The following is an 18,066-nucleotide window of genomic DNA, read 5'->3' on the forward strand; positions in this document are numbered from 1 at the left end:
CAAAAGGCCCCGGTCCAGGACCGGGGCCAAACGCGGAGACGGGGGGATTTGAACCCCCGGTGGAGTTGTGCCCCACACTTCATTAGCAGTGAAGCCCATTCGGCCGCTCTGGCACGTCTCCAATTGCTATTCCTAGCCCACCAAGGATACGCAGAACCGGGCACCGAGCGCAAAACGTCCAACGCGGTGTCACTCCCCGCCCCTAAAAGCCGGGTTATTGGGCGTCAGGTGACCCCGCGTTGCCGGTGGTTGCCGGAGTGCCGGTCGCTGCCGGGTGCGGTGCAGGAGGCAGAGCCCGGGTCGCCTCAGACAGCAGGCTGCACGGCGCGGACCATCCTGATGTCGCGGAGGTTTTCCCAGTCCGGGATGGTGTCCTCGGCGCCGTCGGGAGAAAAGCCGAACCGGGTGTAGAAACCGATGGCCTTGTGGTTGTCGGCGGCCACCCACAGGCTTGCCGCCCGCGTGCCCAGGGCAGCTTGGAGAAGCCGGCGGCCCAGGCCCAGCCCCTGGTGCGACGCCAGCAGGTACAGTCCCCACAGCTCCAGGTCACCGGACGCCGGCGGCGGGTGGCCCTCCGGTGAGCCGGGAGCGGGCAAGCGGCGGATGCCGGCGAATCCCACCACGGTGCCGTCGTCGCAGGCTGTCCACACCTCGGCAGGTTCAGGCCGGTCCAGCAGTTGGTGCCACAGCGCGAGGCGTCCTGCCGGATCAACGGCGGCCAGGAAAGCGTCGGAGAGCATGCCGCGGTATGTCTCCCGCCAGCAGCGGATGTGGACCTCGGCCAGCCGCTCCACGTCAGCGGCCACTGCCCGCCGCACCGACAACTCAGGCATCATCCGCCAGCCAGCGTCCGCCACAGGAAGTGCTGGCTGCGGGCCTGGAGCGCGGCAGCCTGCCGGTTGTCCGACGCTCCGGCGTGACCACCTTCCAGGGCCTCGTGGTACCAGACGTTCGGGATGCCCATGGCCTCCATCCGTGCAGCCATCTTTCGGGCCTGCACCGGGCCCACCCTGTCGTCCGACGTGGCAGTCCAGATGAACGTTTCGGGGTACTCCACACCGTCCTTGAGCAGGTGGTACGGCGAGAACGTCCTGATGTACTCCCATTCCTCCGGCACGTCAGGGTCGCCGTATTCGGCGATCCAGGAGTGCCCGGCGGAGAGTCTGGTGTAGCGGCGCATATCCAGCAGCGGCACGCCACAGGAAACTGCACCGAACAGTTCCGGGTAGCTGGTCAGCATGTTGCCCACCAGGAGGCCGCCGTTGGACCCGCCGACACAGCCAAGCCGCTCCCGTGAGGTGACGCCGCGGGAGACGAGGTGCTGCGCTACGGCGGCGAAGTCCTCGAAGGCCCGGTGCCGGTTTTCTTTCAGGGCCGCCCGGTGCCAGCCCGGTCCGTATTCGCCGCCGCCGCGGATGTTGGCCACCACGTAGACGCCGCCCCGCGAGTGTTGCGATGCACCGGCTCCTTCGGTCGCCGTGGTCCGCCGCTCCAGCCAGGCCCTGCCCACGGTCCCGCTGTAGGCGGGCGTGCGGGAGACTTCGAAGCCGCCGTAGCCGGAGAGCTGGGTGGGGTTCTGCCCGTCCAGGACCAGGTCCCGCGAGGCCACCTGGAAGTACGGGACGCGCGTGCCGTCCGCGGATACGGCGAAGTGCTGCTGCACTTCGTAGCTGGCATCATCAAAGAACGACGGCGATGCCTTCACTTCCGCGTGCCGGCTCACCACGCCTGTACTCACCGCACTCACCGCGTCGCTGCTGGCCTCACTGCCCGCCGCAGCGTTCGCGGAACCTGAGCTTCCGGCAGCAGCGCGCTCCAGCGTTCCGCGCATCAGCGTGCTGGGAGTGGTGAAGCCCGTGGCGACGAGCCAGAAATCGTCGCCGGCACCGCCGTCGGCCGGGCCTTCATCCTCATCGTCCACGGCGTAGGCGTTGACGTCGTGCAGCGGCGGGCACGCATCCAGCAGCGACGACGCCCACGAGCCCGAACCGGTAGGGGATGTTGCCGGGGCCGCCGGATCCAGCACCCGGATTTCGGAGGATACGTCCCGTAGGAGGTTTAGGAGCAGGAAGTTCCGCGTCCAGCTCCATGACTGCAGCGAGGTGTGCGCGTCCGGTGTGAACAGCACCAACAGGTCCCGGGACCCGGCGAGGTAGTCGTCGAAATTGGCGGCGAGCAGTGAACCGGCCGGGTACGTCCTTTCGCCGACGGCCCAGTCCTGCTGGGGCCGGAACAGCAGCCACTCGCGGTGGGCGCTGAGGTTGACGTCAGTGGGAGCTTCGATCTCCAGCCAGGATTCCCCGGCCCGGAGGAAGGTGCTGCGGTTGTGGAAGTCGATGTAGTCCACGGCGAACGTGCGCTCGAAGCCGGGAGTGGAATCGTGCGCCACCACAGCCAGCATGTGGTCCTCGGGAATCTCGAACAATCGGGGAGCCGCGGCAAGGGCCTCTCCTCGCCGCAGGGTCACGGCCGTGCGGGCGTACCCTGAAGCCGTCGCGGGCAGCCCCACGGCTGTGGAGGCGACCAGCAGCGTATCCGCATCCAGCCACGAGAGGTTCCCCTTCGCCGTCGGGAGGTCGAAACCGCCGGCGGCCGCATCCACGAAGGTGCGGGTGTCGACGTCGAACTCGCGGTAGCGGTTGGCGTCACCGCCGTCGGGGGAGAGCGCCACCAGCGCCAGGCGGTAGCGTTCGCCGGCAGCCGGGCGCAGGAAAGTGGCTCCATGGAAAACCCACTCGACCCCCTCGGCCGCGGCCAGCGCGTCCACGTCCAGCAGGACGTCCCATTCGGGGGAGTCGGTGAGGTAGCTCTCCCAGGTGGTGCGGCGCCACAGCCCCTTCGGGTTGGTGCTGTCCTTCCAGAAGTTGTAGTACCAGTCGCCACGCTTACCCACCATGGCGATCCTGTCCGTCGAGTCGAGCACCTCCAGGATGCTTCCCTCCAGGGCCGCGTAATCGGCGTCCTCCAGGAGGTCCTCGGTGCGGGCGTTCTGCTCGCGGACCCAGGCCAGGGGCTCTTCGCCGTAGACGTCCTCCAGCCAGACATTCTCGTCAATGGGCTCAGGGGCAACCGCGGAGGGGGTGGCGGATGATGAACCGGGCGCTTGATCAGCTGCAGTGGTGGTCATGCGCCCCATCCAAACAACATCTGCGCATGGCAGCAAGTCAAGCGGTGCAGGCCCGTGCCGATACTCTGTATGCCGTGGGTAAATCGTCGAGCATCAGGGTGGCCATCATTGGCGCAGGCCCGCGGGGTACCAGCGTCCTGGAGCGCCTGATCGCCCACGCCGCCGCCCAGACCGGCCCGGTGGCAGTCCACATCGACGTCATCGACCCCTATCCGGCGGGGCCGGGGCACGTCTGGCAACCCGGACAGTCCCGGCTGTACCTCATGAACACCCAGGCCTTCTACCCCACAGTCATTCCAGAGGATCCCAGGCTCGCTCCGCCCGTTGCCGGCACTACCTTCGACCGCTGGCGTGCCGGGCAGCTGCTTAACCCCTTGCCGTCCCTGTCGCCGGAGGAGCTCGCCGAACTGGCCGCCCTGGACTCACGGGATTTTCCCAGCCGTGCCCTGTACGGCCGCTATCTCCGCTGCACCGTGGAGGAGCTGCTGGGCCGGCTTCCCGACGGCGTCACAATCGTTTTCCACGAAACGGAGGCCTTGTCGGTGCGTGCCTCGGCAGACGGAGGTACCGGCACCACAGGTACCGCGTTCGACGTCGGACTTGCCGGCGGCGCTTCCCTCACTGCCGATTCGGTGGTCCTCGCGCTCGGACATATCCCTTCCAGGCTCAACATCGAGCAGCGTGAACTGCAGGCATCAGCCGGGCAGTTGGGCCTGCGCTACTTCCCTCCGGCTGTGCCCGCGGATGTGGACTGGTCCGCGATCCCGGCGGGCGAGCCGGTCCTGGTCCGGGGCATGGGGCTGAACTTCTTCGACGTGATGGGCCAGCTCACTGAGGGCCGTGGCGGAAAGTTCATCGACGCCGGACCGCGGCTCGAGTACCAGCCGTCGGGCCAGGAGCCGCTGATCGTCGCCGCCTCCCGCCGCGGAACCCCGTACCGTGCCAAGGCTGCGCTGGACGGCTACTACCCGTCGTCGGTCACGTTGCGCTATCTTACCGACGCCGCGCTGGAGCGGTTCGGGTCCGCCGGGATCCGCCCGGGCTTCGACCACGACCTCTGGCCGCTGCTGCACCGTGACGTTCTCTGGGCGTACTACTCCACCCTGGTGCGCTCGCAGCCCGGGGCCGTCCCGGACCAGGAGACATTCCTGGCCGCCCTGGACGAGGCACTGCGGCCGCACGCCCACGGCTCAACCCACTGGGAAGACGCGGTGGAGAGTGTCCTGGCCGTGCACGTCGTGCCGCGGCACCGGCTGGATCTGCTGGGCCTGGCCGCACCCTTGTCCGGGCGGTCGTTTGCCTCGCGCGCTGAACTGGACGCCGCCGTCGTCGATTACCTCATGGATGACGCGCGCCGCTCCGCGCTCGGTGAGCAGGACCCGGTGAAGATGGCAATCGGGGCGCTGCACCACGGGCGCGCTGTTCTGAAAACGGCCGTGGCCGACGGCGGCATCACCGATGAGTCCTGGGTGGCCGGACTCCGTGGCTGGTTTGAATCGTTCGTGGAAGGGCTGGCCAGCGGGCCGCCTGCGCTGCGCTCCGAGCAACTGGCCGCCCTGGCGCGCGCCGGAGTGGTCAGTTTTGTGGGGCCCGACCCCCGTTTCAGTGTGGATCGCCGGGCGGGCAGGTTCACCGCTGTGTCACCGTGGGTGGGCAGCCCGCCAATGACGGCGACGACGATGGTGGAGGCCCTGGCGCCCGGCAACCGGGTCTCCGCCAATGATTCACCCCTCCTGCAGCAGCTCCTCGCGGACGGCCTGGTGCGGCCCCGGCTGATGATGACGGCGGAGGGCGCCCCGGTCCAGTCGACCGGGTTGGAGGTCACCGCGCATCCGTACCGTCCGGTGTCCGCGAACGGCTCAGTGGGCGAGGGGCTGTATGTGCTGGGCCTGCAGCTCTCCTCGAACCAGTGGGGCACGGCTATCGCTGCCGAAGCCTTCCAGCCGGGTGGCCCCGCCTATGCGAGCGGGCAACGGACACTCCGCGATGCGGACGAAATCGCCCAGGCCGTCCTGGGCTACTGACAGCTCCGGGCAGGCAGCTCCCGCGTCATAACGGGACATCGTGCACAGAAACATTTGCGGGCCTCCAGCGCTGCACCGCCGCGGCCCGATGTGCGTGACTTGACTACGCCTGCAGGTGCGGTGCCTGCGCAGCATCCGGGGGTGGACTGACATGTCATTGGACGTCGCAGAAGCGTCGCCCTGTGGCCAGCCATGACAGCGCGTTACCCGGTTGCTTTACCCCTGATGGCTCAACGTTTCGCCATGCGTCCCGCAGCCTGCCTTCGAGTCGGAACACTACGCCGCGCTGCGGCCTGTGACCGCTGATTTCCCGCTATTTCCTGCCGTTTCCCGCCATTTCGCGCCGTGAACGAAGCCCTTTTGCCGCCGATTTTTCTCTGTTCTAGTGGTTGCCACAAGCCAGCCGGCCGGACCCCCGCCGCCGGTTCCAACCACCAGGCCAGGAAGATTCCGCCATGACAAACCGAAACCCATCCCCACCAGCGGCACATGCCGCAGCCAGCCAGGCACACAGGGCAGCCGGCCGGGCAGCACGCAGGACTGCACGCATCGCAGCTGCCGTTGCCACCCTGGCGCTCTCGCTGGTGCTGACCGGTTGCGGCGGCGCAGCGACGGCCCAGCCCGGCGCCGCCGGCAGCAGTTCCGGTGGCGCCGAGGTGAAGACGGTCCGTTACCAGGGGTCACCCAACACCGTCGCCCTGCTGGAAGTCGCCGAGGACCTCGGCTACCTCGGCGACGTGAAGCTCGAGTGGGTCAGCAACACCACCAGCGGCCCGCAGAGCATCCAGTCCGTCGCCACGGACCAGACGGACATCGGGGGAGCCTTCACCGGTGCGGTGATCAAACTGATCGAGGCCGGCGCCCCCGTCCAGGCCGTCATCAACTACTACGGCGAGGACAAGGAAACCTTCACCGGCTACTACGTGGAGGAAGGCAGCCCCATCCGGACGGCGAAGGACCTGATCGGCAAGAAGATCGCCGTGAACACCCTCGGCGCCCACCACGAAGCAGTCATCACCACCCACCTGAAAAACAGCGGTCTCACGCCAGAGGAGATCAAGCAGGTGCAGCTGGTGGTGGTGCCGCCGAACGAAACTGAAGTGGCCCTCCGCAAGAAGCAGGTTGACGTCGGGACGCTCGGCGGCGTGCTCCAGGACCGGGCGCTCGCCGAAGGCGGCGTGCGGGCACTGTTCACGGATACCGGGGTGATCGGTGGCCCGTTCGACGCCGGCCAGTACGTTCTCCGGAAAGACTTCATCGCGAAAAACCCGGAAACCAGCAGGACCGTGGTCACCGGCGTCGCGAAGGCCATCGAGTGGGAGCGCACCACTCCGCGGGAACAGGTCATTGCCAAGTTCGAGGAAATCATCGCCAAGCGAGGCCGCAACGAGAGCACAGAGGCGCTGAAGTACTGGAAGAGCGTAGGCGTTGCCTCGCCGGGTGGCCGGATCCAGGACACCGATTTCACCCGCTGGGCCGACTACCTGAAATCCGCGGGAATCATCAGCGGCGAACTGGACACCCAGAAGCTCTACACCAACGAGTTCAACGGCCTGGCCACCGCCGACGCTCCTGCAACCTCGAAGGGATAGACAATGACCCCCAAGATCAGCCTCCACAACGTCACCAAGGAATTCGTTATCCGCCCGGGCAAAGGCGCAGGCAAGGGCCCGGGTAAAGGCGGCCGACGCCCGGAAGGGCCGTCCGTCCTGACAGCACTGGATGACCTCAGCCTGGACGTGGCCGCCGGCGAATTCGTCACGTTGGTAGGGCCCAGCGGCTCCGGCAAGACAACACTCCTGGACCTGCTCGCAGGGCTTTCCCGGCCCACTTCAGGGAAGGTGCTGGTGGACGGCAAGGAAGTGACGGGGCCGGGCCAGGACCGCGCCGTGGTCTTCCAGCAGTACGCGCTGTTCCCCTGGCGCACGGCATCGGCCAACGTCTCCATCGGACTGGAGAACACCGGGCTGTCCAGGAAGGAAAGAGCGGCCAAGGCCAGTGAATTCCTTGACCTGGTGGGCCTGGCCGGCTTCGAGGACCGGTATCCCCATGAATTGTCCGGCGGTATGAAGCAGCGCGTGGCCATTGCACGAAGCCTCGCCTATGAGCCGGACATTCTGCTGATGGACGAGCCGTTCGCCGCCCTGGACGCGCAGACCCGTGAACAGCTCCAGGACGAGCTGCTGAAAATCTGGAAGGCCACGGGCAAAACCATCATCTTCATCACCCACGGCATCGATGAAGCCGTCTACCTCGGGCAGCGGGTGGCGGTGCTCAGTGCCCGCCCCGGCCGGCTCAAGGAGATCGTGGACATCAACATCCCGGACCGCGACGGCGACGCGGACATCCGCTCGCATCCCGCCTTTGTGGAACATCGGCACCAGGTGTGGTCCCTCCTGCACAACGAGGTCCGCCTCGCCCAGGATTCCGGCCACCGCAAAATCCTGCCCGATGGAACCGCCCCCGACGAACAGCCCCTGGAAAGGAGCGCAGCCTGATGAGCACTGTGTTGACCCGACCCCAAGAGGCGGCTGCCGCCGTCGAACGTTCACCCGAACCAGCGCGGCCGGGACCCTCGCGGAAGGACCAAGGAGAGCGGACGACGGCGGCTGCCGGACTGCGTGCCTTCGCGGGGGCCGCCGGACGGGCAGGCTGGAAATCGCTCGCGGTGCTGCTGTTCCTGGCCCTGTGGGAGTTCGGGCCGACCTACCTCGCCAGCCCGGCCACCCGGGTGTTCCTGCCGCCGCTCCACGAAGTCATTGCCGCCGGCGTGAAGCTGGTGGAAAACGGCCAGCTGCAAAGCCACCTGCAGGCGAGCCTCACCCGCTCCGTCTCCGGGTTCGGGATCGCCGTGGTGTCCGCCGTGGTGCTGGGGCTCCTGATCGCCTGGTACGGGTGGCTGAATTCGTTCCTGAACCCGCTCCTGGAGCTCTTCCGCAACACCGCCACGCTGGCACTGTTGCCGGTGTTCACGCTGCTGCTGGGGATCGGCGAGGAATCCAAGATCACCATCGTGGCCTACGCGGCGTTCTTCCCGGTCCTGCTGAACACCATCGCCGGTGTTCGGACCGTGGATCCGCTGCTGATCCGGGCCGCGAAGTCCCTGGGCCTGAACAGCTTCCGGCTCTTCCAGAAGGTGATCCTGCCCTCCGCGGTCCCCACCATCTTCACCGGCATCAGGATGGCCGGAACCTCGTCCATCCTGGTGCTGATCGCCGCCGAAATGGTGGGCGCCAAAGCCGGGCTGGGCTACCTGATCGTCAATTCCCAGATGAGCTTCCTGATCCCGGACATGTACGCCGGCATCCTGACCGTCTCGGTCCTGGGCCTGGTGGTCAACGTCCTGCTCGTGGCCCTGGAACGGCACTTCTCCAAGTGGCGCACCGCCGTCGGCTCCACCTCCTAGCTCCCGATCTTTGAACCGCCCTTCTGATACTGCAAAGGAATACTCCATGACTGTCATCACCGAAACCAACGTCGCTACCGAAGCCACGCTCGACTTCACCAAACTGGGCTCCCGCATCGGCGCCGAAATCCGGGGCCTGGACCTCAGCGCAGACCTGTCCGAGGACACGGTGGCACAGATCCGCGAAGCCCTGAATGTCCACAAGGCCCTGGTCTTCCGCAACGCCAACATCCGCACCGACGAGGACCAGGTGCGCTTCGCCAGCCGCTTCGGCCCGCTCACCAAGGCCCACCCCACAGTTGCCTCCGTGGACGGCAAGCCCGCGGTCCTGCCCGTGGACAGCGAAAACGGCAGCGCCAACAACTGGCACACCGACGTCACGTTTGTGGTCAACCCGCCGCAGGCCTCCACCCTCCGCAGCATCACCCTGCCGGCCTATGGCGGCGAAACCCTGATCGCCTCCTCGGCCGGCGCCTACCAGGACCTGCCGGCGGAACTGCGGAACTTCGCTGACGCCCTCTGGGCCATCCACACCAACGACTACGACTACTCGGTGCCCAAGAACCTGGAACACGCCAACGCCGACGAGCGGCGGAAGGAATTCACCAGGATCCACTTCGAATCCGCCCACCCCGTGGTCCGCGTCCACCCGCTGACGGGGGAGCGGGGCCTGTTCATCGGCGGCTTCGCGCAGCGGCTGCGGATCGTGGGGCTTTCCAACACCGAATCCAAGGACATCCTGCGCCTCCTGCAGGCCTACATCACCCGCCCGGAGAACGTGGTGCGCGTGAACTGGGAGCCGGACCAGCTGGTGCTCTTCGACAACCGCATCACCCAGCACTACGCACCGGCCAACTATGACGGCCAGCCCCGCCAGCTGAACCGCGTGACCATCGCCGGTGACGTTCCCCGCGGAGTGGACGGCCGCAGCAGCACCTCCCTCAAAGGTGACTCGTCCGCCTACTCCGAGACCGTCGTCGTACCCTCTGCCACTGCCGGCGAAGCCGCTGGGGTCCAGGCGTGAGCGCGGCAGAGAGCGGCCCCCGGCAGCTGCACCTGAACGCGTTCCTGATGAGCACCGGCCACCACGAGGCGTCGTGGCGGCTGCCCGAGAGCAACAGCCGCGCCGGCACGGACGTGCAGCATTTCCAGAAGCTGGCACAGACGGCCGAGCGCGGCAAACTGGACTCGATCTTCTTCGCCGATTCGCCGGTGCTGCACGGCAACGTGGGCCAGCGGCCGTACACCAGCCTCGAGCCCACGGTGCTGCTCGCCGCCATCGCGGCAGTCACCGAGAGGATCGGGCTCATCGCCACCGCCTCCACCACCTATAACGAGCCGTACAACCTGGCCCGGCGGTTTGCCTCCGTGGACCACATCAGCGGCGGCAGGACGGGGTGGAACGTTGTGACCACAGCGGGTGACGCGGCCGCCCGGAACTTCTCCCTCGCCGGCCAGCCAGCGCACTCGCAGCGGTATGAGCGGGCCGCAGAGTTCCTGGACGTGGCGAAGAAACTCTGGGACAGCTGGGAAGACGATGCCGTCGTGGCGGACAAGGGCGCCGGCGTGTGGGCCGACAGTTCCCGCGTGCACGCGGTCAACCATGAAGGCCGGCATTTCCAGGTGGAAGGCGCCCTCGACGTCCCCAGGTCCGCCCAGGGGCACCCCGTGATTGTGCAGGCCGGCTCCTCCGAGAACGGCAAGGACTTCGCGGCCCGGTACGCGGAGGCAGTCTTCACGGCGCACCAGACCCTCGCCGATGCGCAGGACTTCTACGCCGACCTGAAAAAGCGGACGACGGCGGCCGGCCGGGACCCGCAGTCCATCAAGATCCTGCCGGGCATCGTTCCGGTGATCGCCGCCACCGAGGCCGAAGCCCTGAAGCTGGAGCAGGAGCTGGACGAACTGATCCTGCCCGAACACGCCCGCCGGCAGCTCGCCAACGTGCTGCGGGTTGCACCTGAATCGCTGAAGCTGGACGCCCGGCTGCCGGCGGATCTTCCGTCCGAGGACGAGATTGAGGGTGCCAAGAGCCGGTACACGCTGATCGTGAACCTGGCGCGCCGTGAGCAGCTCACGGTGCGCCAGCTGATCGGCAGGCTGGGCGGCGGCCGCGGGCACCGGACCTTCTCCGGTACCCCGGAGCAGGTGGCGGACGCCATCCAGGACTGGTTCCAAGCGGGCGCGGCGGACGGCTTCAACATCATGCCGCCCGTGCTGCCCTCGGGCCTGGACATCTTTGTGGACCAGGTGGTGCCCATCCTGCAGGAACGGGGCCTGTTCCGGCACGAGTACTCCGGACGCACTCTGCGCGAACACTACGGACTGGCCGTCCCGGCCAACTTGTTTGCCGAAGCGGAGGCCCCGGAACGGGTCCCGCAGCCTGCCTAAAAAGGCCCCAAACAAAGAGAGGTGCCCCGTCCTGACCGGACTCCGGTCGGGGCGGGGCACCTCTGTTCTAAAGCGGGTGCAACGCTGGCGTCATCAGACCGGCATCAGGCCGGCATCAGCCGCGCAGGCACTGCTGGTACTGGAACCAGGCGATGCCGTAACGGACCCAGCCCAGGATGTCGTACCACCTGGTGGGCGGTTCGGGGGCCGTGCAGACAGGCTGGACCGGTCCGCCAGCGCCCACCTGAACCGCGGTTTTCACCACGGTGCCTGACTCGGCGGCCGTGAGGACCAGGGTGCCCGGTCCTGCAGCGGCCCCCGCCGGAACCGTGAGGTTCACGGTGGCCGCGCCGGCGGTCACCGGAACACTGCCGAGATCGGTCACCGTTCCGGCGGCGTCGGTGAATGCCGCGGCCAGGGAGGTGTTGACCGGGCTGCCCAGGGAGGTCAGGTCCAGCTTGCTGACGGTCAGGGTCATGGCATCGCCGGGCTTGACCTCAGCCGCCGTGGTGTTGGTTACGGCCACGGTGCGTCGGGCGAAATCAGGTGACACCGGGTTGTGCCCCTGGAGGTATTTGATCCAGGCGTCACGGTCCACCAGGCCGGAGTCCCGGGTGCCGGTTCCGTCCTTGAAGACCCGGAAGTTGTCGCCGCCGGTTGCCAGGAAGCTGAACGTGCCGATCCGGTAGGACTTCGCCGGATCGATGAGGACGCCATCCACCCGGATCGAGGTGATCCGGTCACCTGCGGCGCGGGAGGCGTCGTAGGTGTAGTTGACGTTCCTGGACAATCCCAGCTGCTGGTAGGCGCGGCTGGGAACCGTGCCGTCGGCGTTGGTCTGCCACTGCTGCTCCAGCAGCGTCTTGAACTGGGCACCGGTCAGGGACGTGGTCCACAGGTTGTTCACGAACGGCAGGACCGAGTTGGCTTCCGCGTAGGTGATGGTTCCGTCCGGAGCGTAGTACAGCTCGTTGCGGAGGCCGCCGGGGTTGACGACGCCGATTTCCGCGCCGCCGAGGTCAGCAGGACTCAGCGAGTCGCGCAGGGAGTCCGCAACCAGGTTGCCCAGCGTGGATTCGCTGGCACGGTCATCGCGTTTGGCCGGTCCGCCCGCCGGGTCCGGGCTGAAGGCGGTGGTGATATCAGCGGTCAGCGCGCCCACCGGCTGGTTGCCGATCTCGGCTGCGGCCGCAAGGGCCTTCTGCACGATCGCGTCCACCGCTGCCACTCGCGGGTAGGCGGTCTTCAGCTCTTCAGCCGGGCGTGTGGTCCGCTTGACGTTGCCCGCCGTGTAGGCCGTGACCTGCTTGCTGGCAGTGTCCACCGTGAGCTTGATCTGGCCGATGTTTTCGCCGTAGTTGCCGGTCTGGACGATCGGCCGGGTCTTGCCCCCGGCACCGGGGACCGGGGCGTCCCAGGCGTATTCCTTGTGGGTGTGGCCCGTGAAGATGGCGTCCACGTCGGCGGAGGTTTCGGTGACCAGCTTCGCGAACGGGCCGCCCGCTGCCACTTCCTGCTCCAGGGTGGCACCCTCCGGGGTTCCGGACCCGGCGCCGTCGTGGTTTTCCACGACGATCACATCGGCGAGGTTCTCTGCCGTGATCTTTGCTGCCACACGGTTGATGGCGTCCACGGGATCACCGAATTCAAGGTCGCTGATGCCGGCCGGTGTCACCAGGGACGGGACTTCCTGGGTGACGGTGCCGATGATGGCAACCTTCACACCGTCCATCTCCAGGACCGTGTACTCCGGCAGGACCGGTTCGGTGGTGCCCTTTGTGTAGACGTTGGCGCCCAGGTACGGGAAGGCGGCGTTGCTGCCGCCGGCAATGACGCGGTCGCGCAGGTCTGCCCAGCCGCCGTCGAACTCGTGGTTGCCCACGGCGGACGCGTCCAGCTCCAGGGCGTTCAGCACGTCGATGGTGGGCTGGTCCTTGGCGACAGCCGAGGCGAACAGCGAAGCACCGATGTTGTCCCCTGCGGACAGGAAAGCGGTGGCGCCCGGAGCGGACGCGCGCAGCTCTTCGACGGTGCCCGCGAACAGGACGGTGTTCGCGTCGATGCGGCCATGGAAATCGTTGATGCCAAGGAAGTTCAGCTCAACGCTGGCCGGGGTGACCGGGCCGGCAGGCAGGTCCAGGCCCACCACCACGGGATCGTGGTCGCTGGCGCGGAACTGGTCCGGCGCATAGTAGTTGGTCACATTGTTGTTATACCTGCTGTATTCCAGCGCCACGGACTCTACGGAGTTAATGTTCCAGATGTCGGCACCGGTCACCACTGCATCGGCTGCCGGGGAAGCGAGGATGTGGTCCAGGGAACCCACCAGGCCGCCGAAGAGGTAGGAGTGTTTTGCGGAGCCGTCGGCGTTCTTGGCTTTTTCGTCCTGGTTGACGTAGCCGGCCGCCCGGAAGACGTTCATGGGGTCTTCGTGGGCGTAGGAGTTGAAGTCGCCGATCAGGAAAACCCTGGCGGTTCCCTTCTCCGACTGCAGCTTCGTGGAGAAGTCCAGGAGTGACTTGGCCTGGGCCGTGCGGGCGAGGTTGGACGCGCCCTGGCCCATGTCGGTGTCCTCCGGTGTGGCGGCGGAGCCCTTGGACTTGAAGTGGTTTGCGATGGCGATGAACGTCTTGTCATCGGCCGCACCCACAGGTTTGAAGGCCTGGGCGAGCGGCTTGCGCGCGCTGGCGAAGGCGACGGTGTCGTTGTGGATCACGGATTCGCCGACCGGTTCCGCCACGGCCTTCTTGAAGATAAATGCGGTGCGGATCATGTCTTCATCGGCCAGCGGGGGAGCATTGGCAGGCGTGCGGACGTAGTCCCAGATGCCGGGTGTGGCGATGTTGAGGGAATCCACCAGCTTGGCCAGGGCGTCGTCGCGGTCCTTGCCGAACTGGGCCGAGTTCTCGATCTCCATCAGGGACACAACATCGGCGCCGGACTTTGTGATGGCGGCAACGATCTTGTCCTGCTGGCGTTTGAAGTTCTCGGCGTTGGCAGCGCCGCGGGCGTCGCAGCCGCTGCGAACCGTGACGGGGTTGCCGTCGCGGTCCTCGTAGAACGTGCAGCCGGCGAGCTGGTCACCTGTGGTGGGGAAGTAGTTCAGCACGTTGAAGGAGGCGATCTTCAGGTTGCCGCCCACGCCCGCCGGAGCCTCTGTGCGGGTGGCGCCGAAGCTGGCCGGCTGGACGGTGCCCCTGTTGGCCTCGGTCAGGTGGGCCAGCGGCTGGAACTTCCAGGAGTTGTTGGCGTAGCTGAGCACCACATTCGTTGTGAACGTCACCGGGGAGCCCACCCGGACGGGATCCGTGGCCGTCAGGTACGGAAGCACCTGGGCCTTGGTGGCGGCGTCCCGGAGGAAGTTGGTGGTGGAGCCGTCGTCGAGCTTGATGCCGCGGGCGGCGTTGTCCGCCACGGTGGCCTGGTATTCGGCAGAGCCGTAGGGCGCGACGGCGGTGGGCTGCACCAGCGTCGTGGTTCCGCCTGCGAGCCCGATTTCGCCGTACTGGTTCAGGGAGTAGTTGTCAGTCACGGTGACCGGCCCCTGCGGGGCGAGCAGCATGCCTTCGAGGGCTTCGCGGAAGGTTTCAGCGGCAGGCAGCGTGAAGTTGGTGGCCTTGACCTCCGGCGCGGCGTCCGTCAGCTTGGTGAGGCTGGCGGCATCCACCACGCTGACCTGGGTCATGCCGTTGAACTCGGACACCGTGCCGCTGACTTCGACGAAGTCGCCGATCTGCACGGAACCGGCGGTGGCAGGGGAGTACACAAATACAGCGTCCGACGCCGTCTGGCTGGCCGGGGTGAGGTCCCCGCCGGTCCCCGGGGTCTGGACGTAGTAACCGGCGAAACCGCCGGTGGGGAACGCCGCGGTGACCTTGCCACGCGTGGTCACCGTTGATCCGGCGAGCGGGCTGGCAGATCCGGTGCCCTGGATCTCGGCGATCGTTTTTGCCCCGACCGGTGCGGGGTCGGTCGGCGGATCAACGGGAGGATCAACCGGCGGGGTAACGGCGCCGGTGGAGGCCTGCGGGGTGATGTCGGCCTTCAGTGTGAAGTCCGCGGAATTGTCATTGCTGTCAGCAAAGCCGGCGCGGTTCAGGCTCTTGACGTCGGTGTTGCCGGCCGGGGCGGCAGCAGCCTTGGTTTCGAAGGTGTTCGACGTGCCATACCCCAGCAGGTCGGCGACACCGGCCGCCCCGATGACGGAACCGGTGGCAAGGCCGCTCAGGGCGGTGGCCTGCGTGGCCAGGATGACCGTGCCGGTGGTGCCGGAGGGGTTCAGATTGGTGGCATTAACGTCGGCGGCCGGCAATTCAGCGGCCGTGGACGTGCCGCTGTTGGTGCCGCCCTTCACAAGGAAGTGGCCCTTCGCCGGAATGGTACCGGTCAGGGGTGCCACACCGGTGGGCGCGGCGCTGCCGGTGGCTGAGCGGTACTGGATGGACCAGCCGTCCAGGGAGACCGGGGCGTCGGAGGTGTTGTACAGCTCGACGAACTTGTTTCTGTAGGCCGCGCCGGCGCTGCCGCCGCTGAGGTAGGCCTCATTGATGACAACGGCCGATGTGCCGGCAGCAGCTGAGACCTCTGCTGTGGCGTCAGCCCCTGAGACTTCCGCGACGGCGGGCACGGTTGCCAGCGGGGCAGCGATCAGCCCCACTGAGAGCGCTGTGCCCAGCGCTAATTTCCAAGGTTTGGTTTGCATCCGCTCTTACTTTCATTGGGGTGTCCCGGGTAGGGGACCCGATGGAATGGTGTCCGGGTTGTACCCAAGGACAAGGCCGGACTCCGCCCCAGGTCAGGTGGTGTCCGGCACAGCAAAGCAGCACTGAATGAACGCAGGGTTGATTCCCCGTGTAGCGCTGTCTGCGGCGCGAGGTTGCAGGAGCAATGGTTGACCGGCCACCCCCAGGTGTCCGTCATCACAAAAGAATACCGGCCGGTAGCTTCGAGGGAAGCTGCCGGCCGGTATTTGTCCGGAAAATTTACTTAGGCGATGATCTTGAATATCGCGCCGGTGGGGTCGGCCAGCGTCGCGAGGCGCCCGAACGGCGAGTCCTCGGGGCCGTCAAGAACCGCGGCCCCCAACGCAACAGCCTTCTCGATGGAGGCGTCTGCGTCCTCCACATTGAAGTAGACCTGCCAGTTGGAGGGAACTTCAGCCGGCAGGTACCCTGACGCGTCCATGATGCCCGCCTTGGCCGAATCGCCGGCGCCCAGGGTGGTGTACCGGAACCCGGGGGTGTCGCTCATAACGTCCGTGTCCCAGTTGAAGACGTTCTGGTAGAACTTCACGGCGGCGTCGTAGTCCTTGGTGTGCAGCTCGTGCCAGGCGGCAGCGCCGGGCTCGGCAACGAGTTCGTACCCGCGCATTTCGCGGGGCTGCCACACGCCGATGGCAGCTCCGGAGGCATCCCCGATAATGGCCATGTGGCCCTGCTCCGGGACGTCCATGGGTTCCATGTGCACCTGGCCGCCGTTGGCCGTGACGGCTTCGGCGGTGGCAGCTGCGTCATCCGAGCGCAGGTAGGTGGACCACACGTCGGGCATGCCGGCCTGTTCCGCGTCCTTTTGCATGAGGCCTGCCACGGTCTTGCCGTTCTTCCGGGCGGTGGTGTAGCCGCCGTACTTTTCCTCATCGCCGGTCTCGTACTCCCAGCCGAAGAGCCCGCCGTAGAACTGGCGGGCTTTGGTGATGTCCGATGTCATGAGGTCGATCCAGCAGGGTGCGCCGGGGGTGATCTCGGGTGCAGGCATGGTGGACTCTTTCTGTTGAGGGATGGCAACAGCAAAGACCCTATGCGGGGGCTCCGACAGTTTCAACGGGTGGGCGCCGGCCCGGAAACGAAGGAACCCCGGTTCGCCATTTACTGGCTAACCGGGGTTCCATTCGCGGAAGGTAAGAGATTCGAACTCTTGGTACGGGGTTACCGCACACTAGTTTTCAAGACTAGCTCCTTCGGCCGCTCGGACAACCTTCCCTACCCAGTAGTGTTTCATAGGCAGTTGGCTGCAACAAAACAGAGTCTGCCGTGCGTCCGGTGCACACTGGTTCTGGGGCACGAATCAGCTAGAAAACGGGAGTACTCCATGAAAGCCATCTACATCGCAGAACCCGGTGGTCCGGAGGTGCTGGAAGTCCGTGAAGTGGACGCTCCGGTGCCCGGCCAGGGGGAGGTGCTGATCGACGTCGTCGCCGCCGGCCTGAACCGCGCGGATGTGCAGCAGCGCCGGGGCTTTTACCCGCCGCCGCCCGGTGCGTCCGAGATTCCTGGCTTGGAGGTCTCCGGGAGGATCGCAGGGTTCGGCCCCGGTGTGACGAAAGCGTTCTCCGTGGGTGACAAGGTGGTGGCGCTGCTGGCCGGCGGCGGTTACGCGGAGAAGGTTGCCGTGCCGGCGGAGCAGGTCCTGAGGATTCCCGACGGCGTGGACCTGGTCACTGCCGCGTCCCTGCCCGAAGTGGCGGCCACGGTGTACTCGAACCTGGTCATGACGGCGCAGCTGCAGGCGGGCGAAACCGTCCTGATCCACGGCGCCACCGGGGGGATCGGCACCATGGCCATCCAGATGGCCAAGGCCTTGGGCGCCAAAGTAGCCACCACTGCGGGGTCTGACGAGAAAGTGGGGACAGCCAAAGCCTTCCTGGGGGCGGACATCGCCATCAACTACAAAGAGGAAGACTTCCCGGACAGCCTGCGCCGGCAGAACGGCGGCAAGGGAGCGGACGTCATCCTGGATGTGGTGGGCGCCAAGTACCTGGCGAAGAATATTGACGCGCTGGCCGACTACGGCCGGCTCGTGGTCATCGGGCTGCAGGGCGGCGCCAAGGGCGAGCTCGATCTCGGCCAGCTCCTGCGGAAGCGGGCCGCCGTGGTGGCAACAGCGCTGAGGCCCCGCCCCGTGGCCGAGAAGGGCGCCATCATGAGTGCCGTGCGCGAGTCGGTGTGGCCGCTTATCACCGACGGCAGCATCCGTCCGCTGGTGGCAAAAACTTTCCCGCTGAACCAGGCGGGGGAGGCGCACAAATACTTTGACACGGGCGACCACGTGGGAAAGATCCTGCTGGTCATGTAGCGGCCAGGCCGTCGGCCCCGTGAATACTGAGTATTGCTTCTGGCGGG

General features: G+C 66.8%; 11 protein-coding genes and 2 tRNA genes. 7 read left to right on the forward strand and 6 right to left on the reverse strand.

Going from position 1 to position 18,066, the window contains the following annotated elements; all coding sequences use genetic code 11:
• Positions 1-33: 33 nt before the first annotated feature.
• From IDT60_RS03155 to IDT60_RS03165, 3 genes are all read right to left on the reverse strand, one after another.
• A tRNA-Ser gene (locus IDT60_RS03155) sits at positions 34-121 on the reverse strand.
• 184 nt (positions 122-305) lie between these two features.
• Positions 306-836: a GNAT family N-acetyltransferase gene (locus tag IDT60_RS03160; RefSeq protein WP_191080841.1), complete on the reverse strand. Its 531-nt coding sequence runs from the start codon at positions 834-836 to the stop codon at positions 306-308.
• Positions 833-3,127 carry a prolyl oligopeptidase family protein gene (locus tag IDT60_RS03165; protein ID WP_191080842.1) on the reverse strand — a complete coding sequence of 765 codons (2,295 nt, stop codon included), beginning with the start codon at positions 3,125-3,127 and terminating at the stop codon, positions 833-835. Before IDT60_RS03165 ends, IDT60_RS03160 begins: the two co-directional genes overlap by 4 nt.
• Positions 3,128-3,153: 26 nt before the next feature.
• Between IDT60_RS03165 and IDT60_RS03170 the strand changes: the two genes are divergently transcribed.
• The 6 genes from IDT60_RS03170 to IDT60_RS03195 all read left to right on the forward strand — a co-directional run bounded on the left by IDT60_RS03170 (position 3,154) and on the right by IDT60_RS03195 (position 10,948).
• A complete protein-coding gene (locus IDT60_RS03170) occupies positions 3,154-5,151 on the forward strand; it encodes an FAD/NAD(P)-binding protein (RefSeq protein ID WP_370590717.1) in 1,998 nt (665 codons plus the stop codon).
• A 455-nt stretch (positions 5,152-5,606) separates the two neighbouring features.
• Positions 5,607-6,743 carry an ABC transporter substrate-binding protein gene (locus tag IDT60_RS03175; protein WP_223883862.1) on the forward strand — a complete coding sequence of 379 codons (1,137 nt, stop codon included), beginning with the start codon at positions 5,607-5,609 and terminating at the stop codon, positions 6,741-6,743.
• A gap of 3 nt (positions 6,744-6,746) precedes the next feature.
• The gene (locus IDT60_RS03180; RefSeq protein WP_191080843.1) at positions 6,747-7,649 is read left to right on the forward strand and encodes an ABC transporter ATP-binding protein; all 903 of its coding nucleotides are present in this window, start codon (positions 6,747-6,749) and stop codon (positions 7,647-7,649) included.
• A complete protein-coding gene (locus IDT60_RS03185) occupies positions 7,649-8,557 on the forward strand; it encodes an ABC transporter permease (RefSeq protein ID WP_191080844.1) in 909 nt (302 codons plus the stop codon). The genes IDT60_RS03180 and IDT60_RS03185 overlap by 1 nt, the downstream gene beginning before the upstream one ends.
• A 46-nt stretch (positions 8,558-8,603) precedes the next feature.
• Positions 8,604-9,581, forward strand: a complete 978-nt coding sequence (locus IDT60_RS03190) for a TauD/TfdA family dioxygenase (RefSeq protein ID WP_191080845.1) — start codon at positions 8,604-8,606, stop codon at positions 9,579-9,581.
• On the forward strand, positions 9,578-10,948 hold the full coding sequence (locus IDT60_RS03195) for an LLM class flavin-dependent oxidoreductase (RefSeq protein WP_255527072.1): 1,371 nt from the start codon (positions 9,578-9,580) through the stop codon (positions 10,946-10,948). Before IDT60_RS03190 ends, IDT60_RS03195 begins: the two co-directional genes overlap by 4 nt.
• A 115-nt stretch (positions 10,949-11,063) precedes the next feature.
• On the opposite strand, the gene IDT60_RS03200 is transcribed toward IDT60_RS03195, so the two are convergent.
• From IDT60_RS03200 to IDT60_RS03210, 3 genes are all read right to left on the reverse strand, one after another.
• Positions 11,064-15,650 carry an ExeM/NucH family extracellular endonuclease gene (locus IDT60_RS03200; RefSeq protein ID WP_191080846.1) on the reverse strand — a complete coding sequence of 1,529 codons (4,587 nt, stop codon included), beginning with the start codon at positions 15,648-15,650 and terminating at the stop codon, positions 11,064-11,066.
• Positions 15,651-15,934: 284 nt separating this feature from the next.
• The gene (locus IDT60_RS03205; protein ID WP_191080847.1) at positions 15,935-16,702 is read right to left on the reverse strand and encodes a VOC family protein; all 768 of its coding nucleotides are present in this window, start codon (positions 16,700-16,702) and stop codon (positions 15,935-15,937) included.
• Between the two features lie 136 nt (positions 16,703-16,838).
• Positions 16,839-16,926 (reverse strand) — tRNA-Ser (locus tag IDT60_RS03210).
• Positions 16,927-17,035: 109 nt separating this feature from the next.
• Here IDT60_RS03210 and IDT60_RS03215 point away from each other — a divergent pair.
• Positions 17,036-18,019, forward strand: a complete 984-nt coding sequence (locus IDT60_RS03215) for an NAD(P)H-quinone oxidoreductase (protein WP_191080848.1) — start codon at positions 17,036-17,038, stop codon at positions 18,017-18,019.
• Positions 18,020-18,066: the final 47 nt, after the last annotated feature.

It is taken from the genome of Pseudarthrobacter sp. BIM B-2242 (genome assembly GCF_014764445.1).
Lineage (GTDB): Bacteria > Actinomycetota > Actinomycetes > Actinomycetales > Micrococcaceae > Arthrobacter > Arthrobacter luteus_A.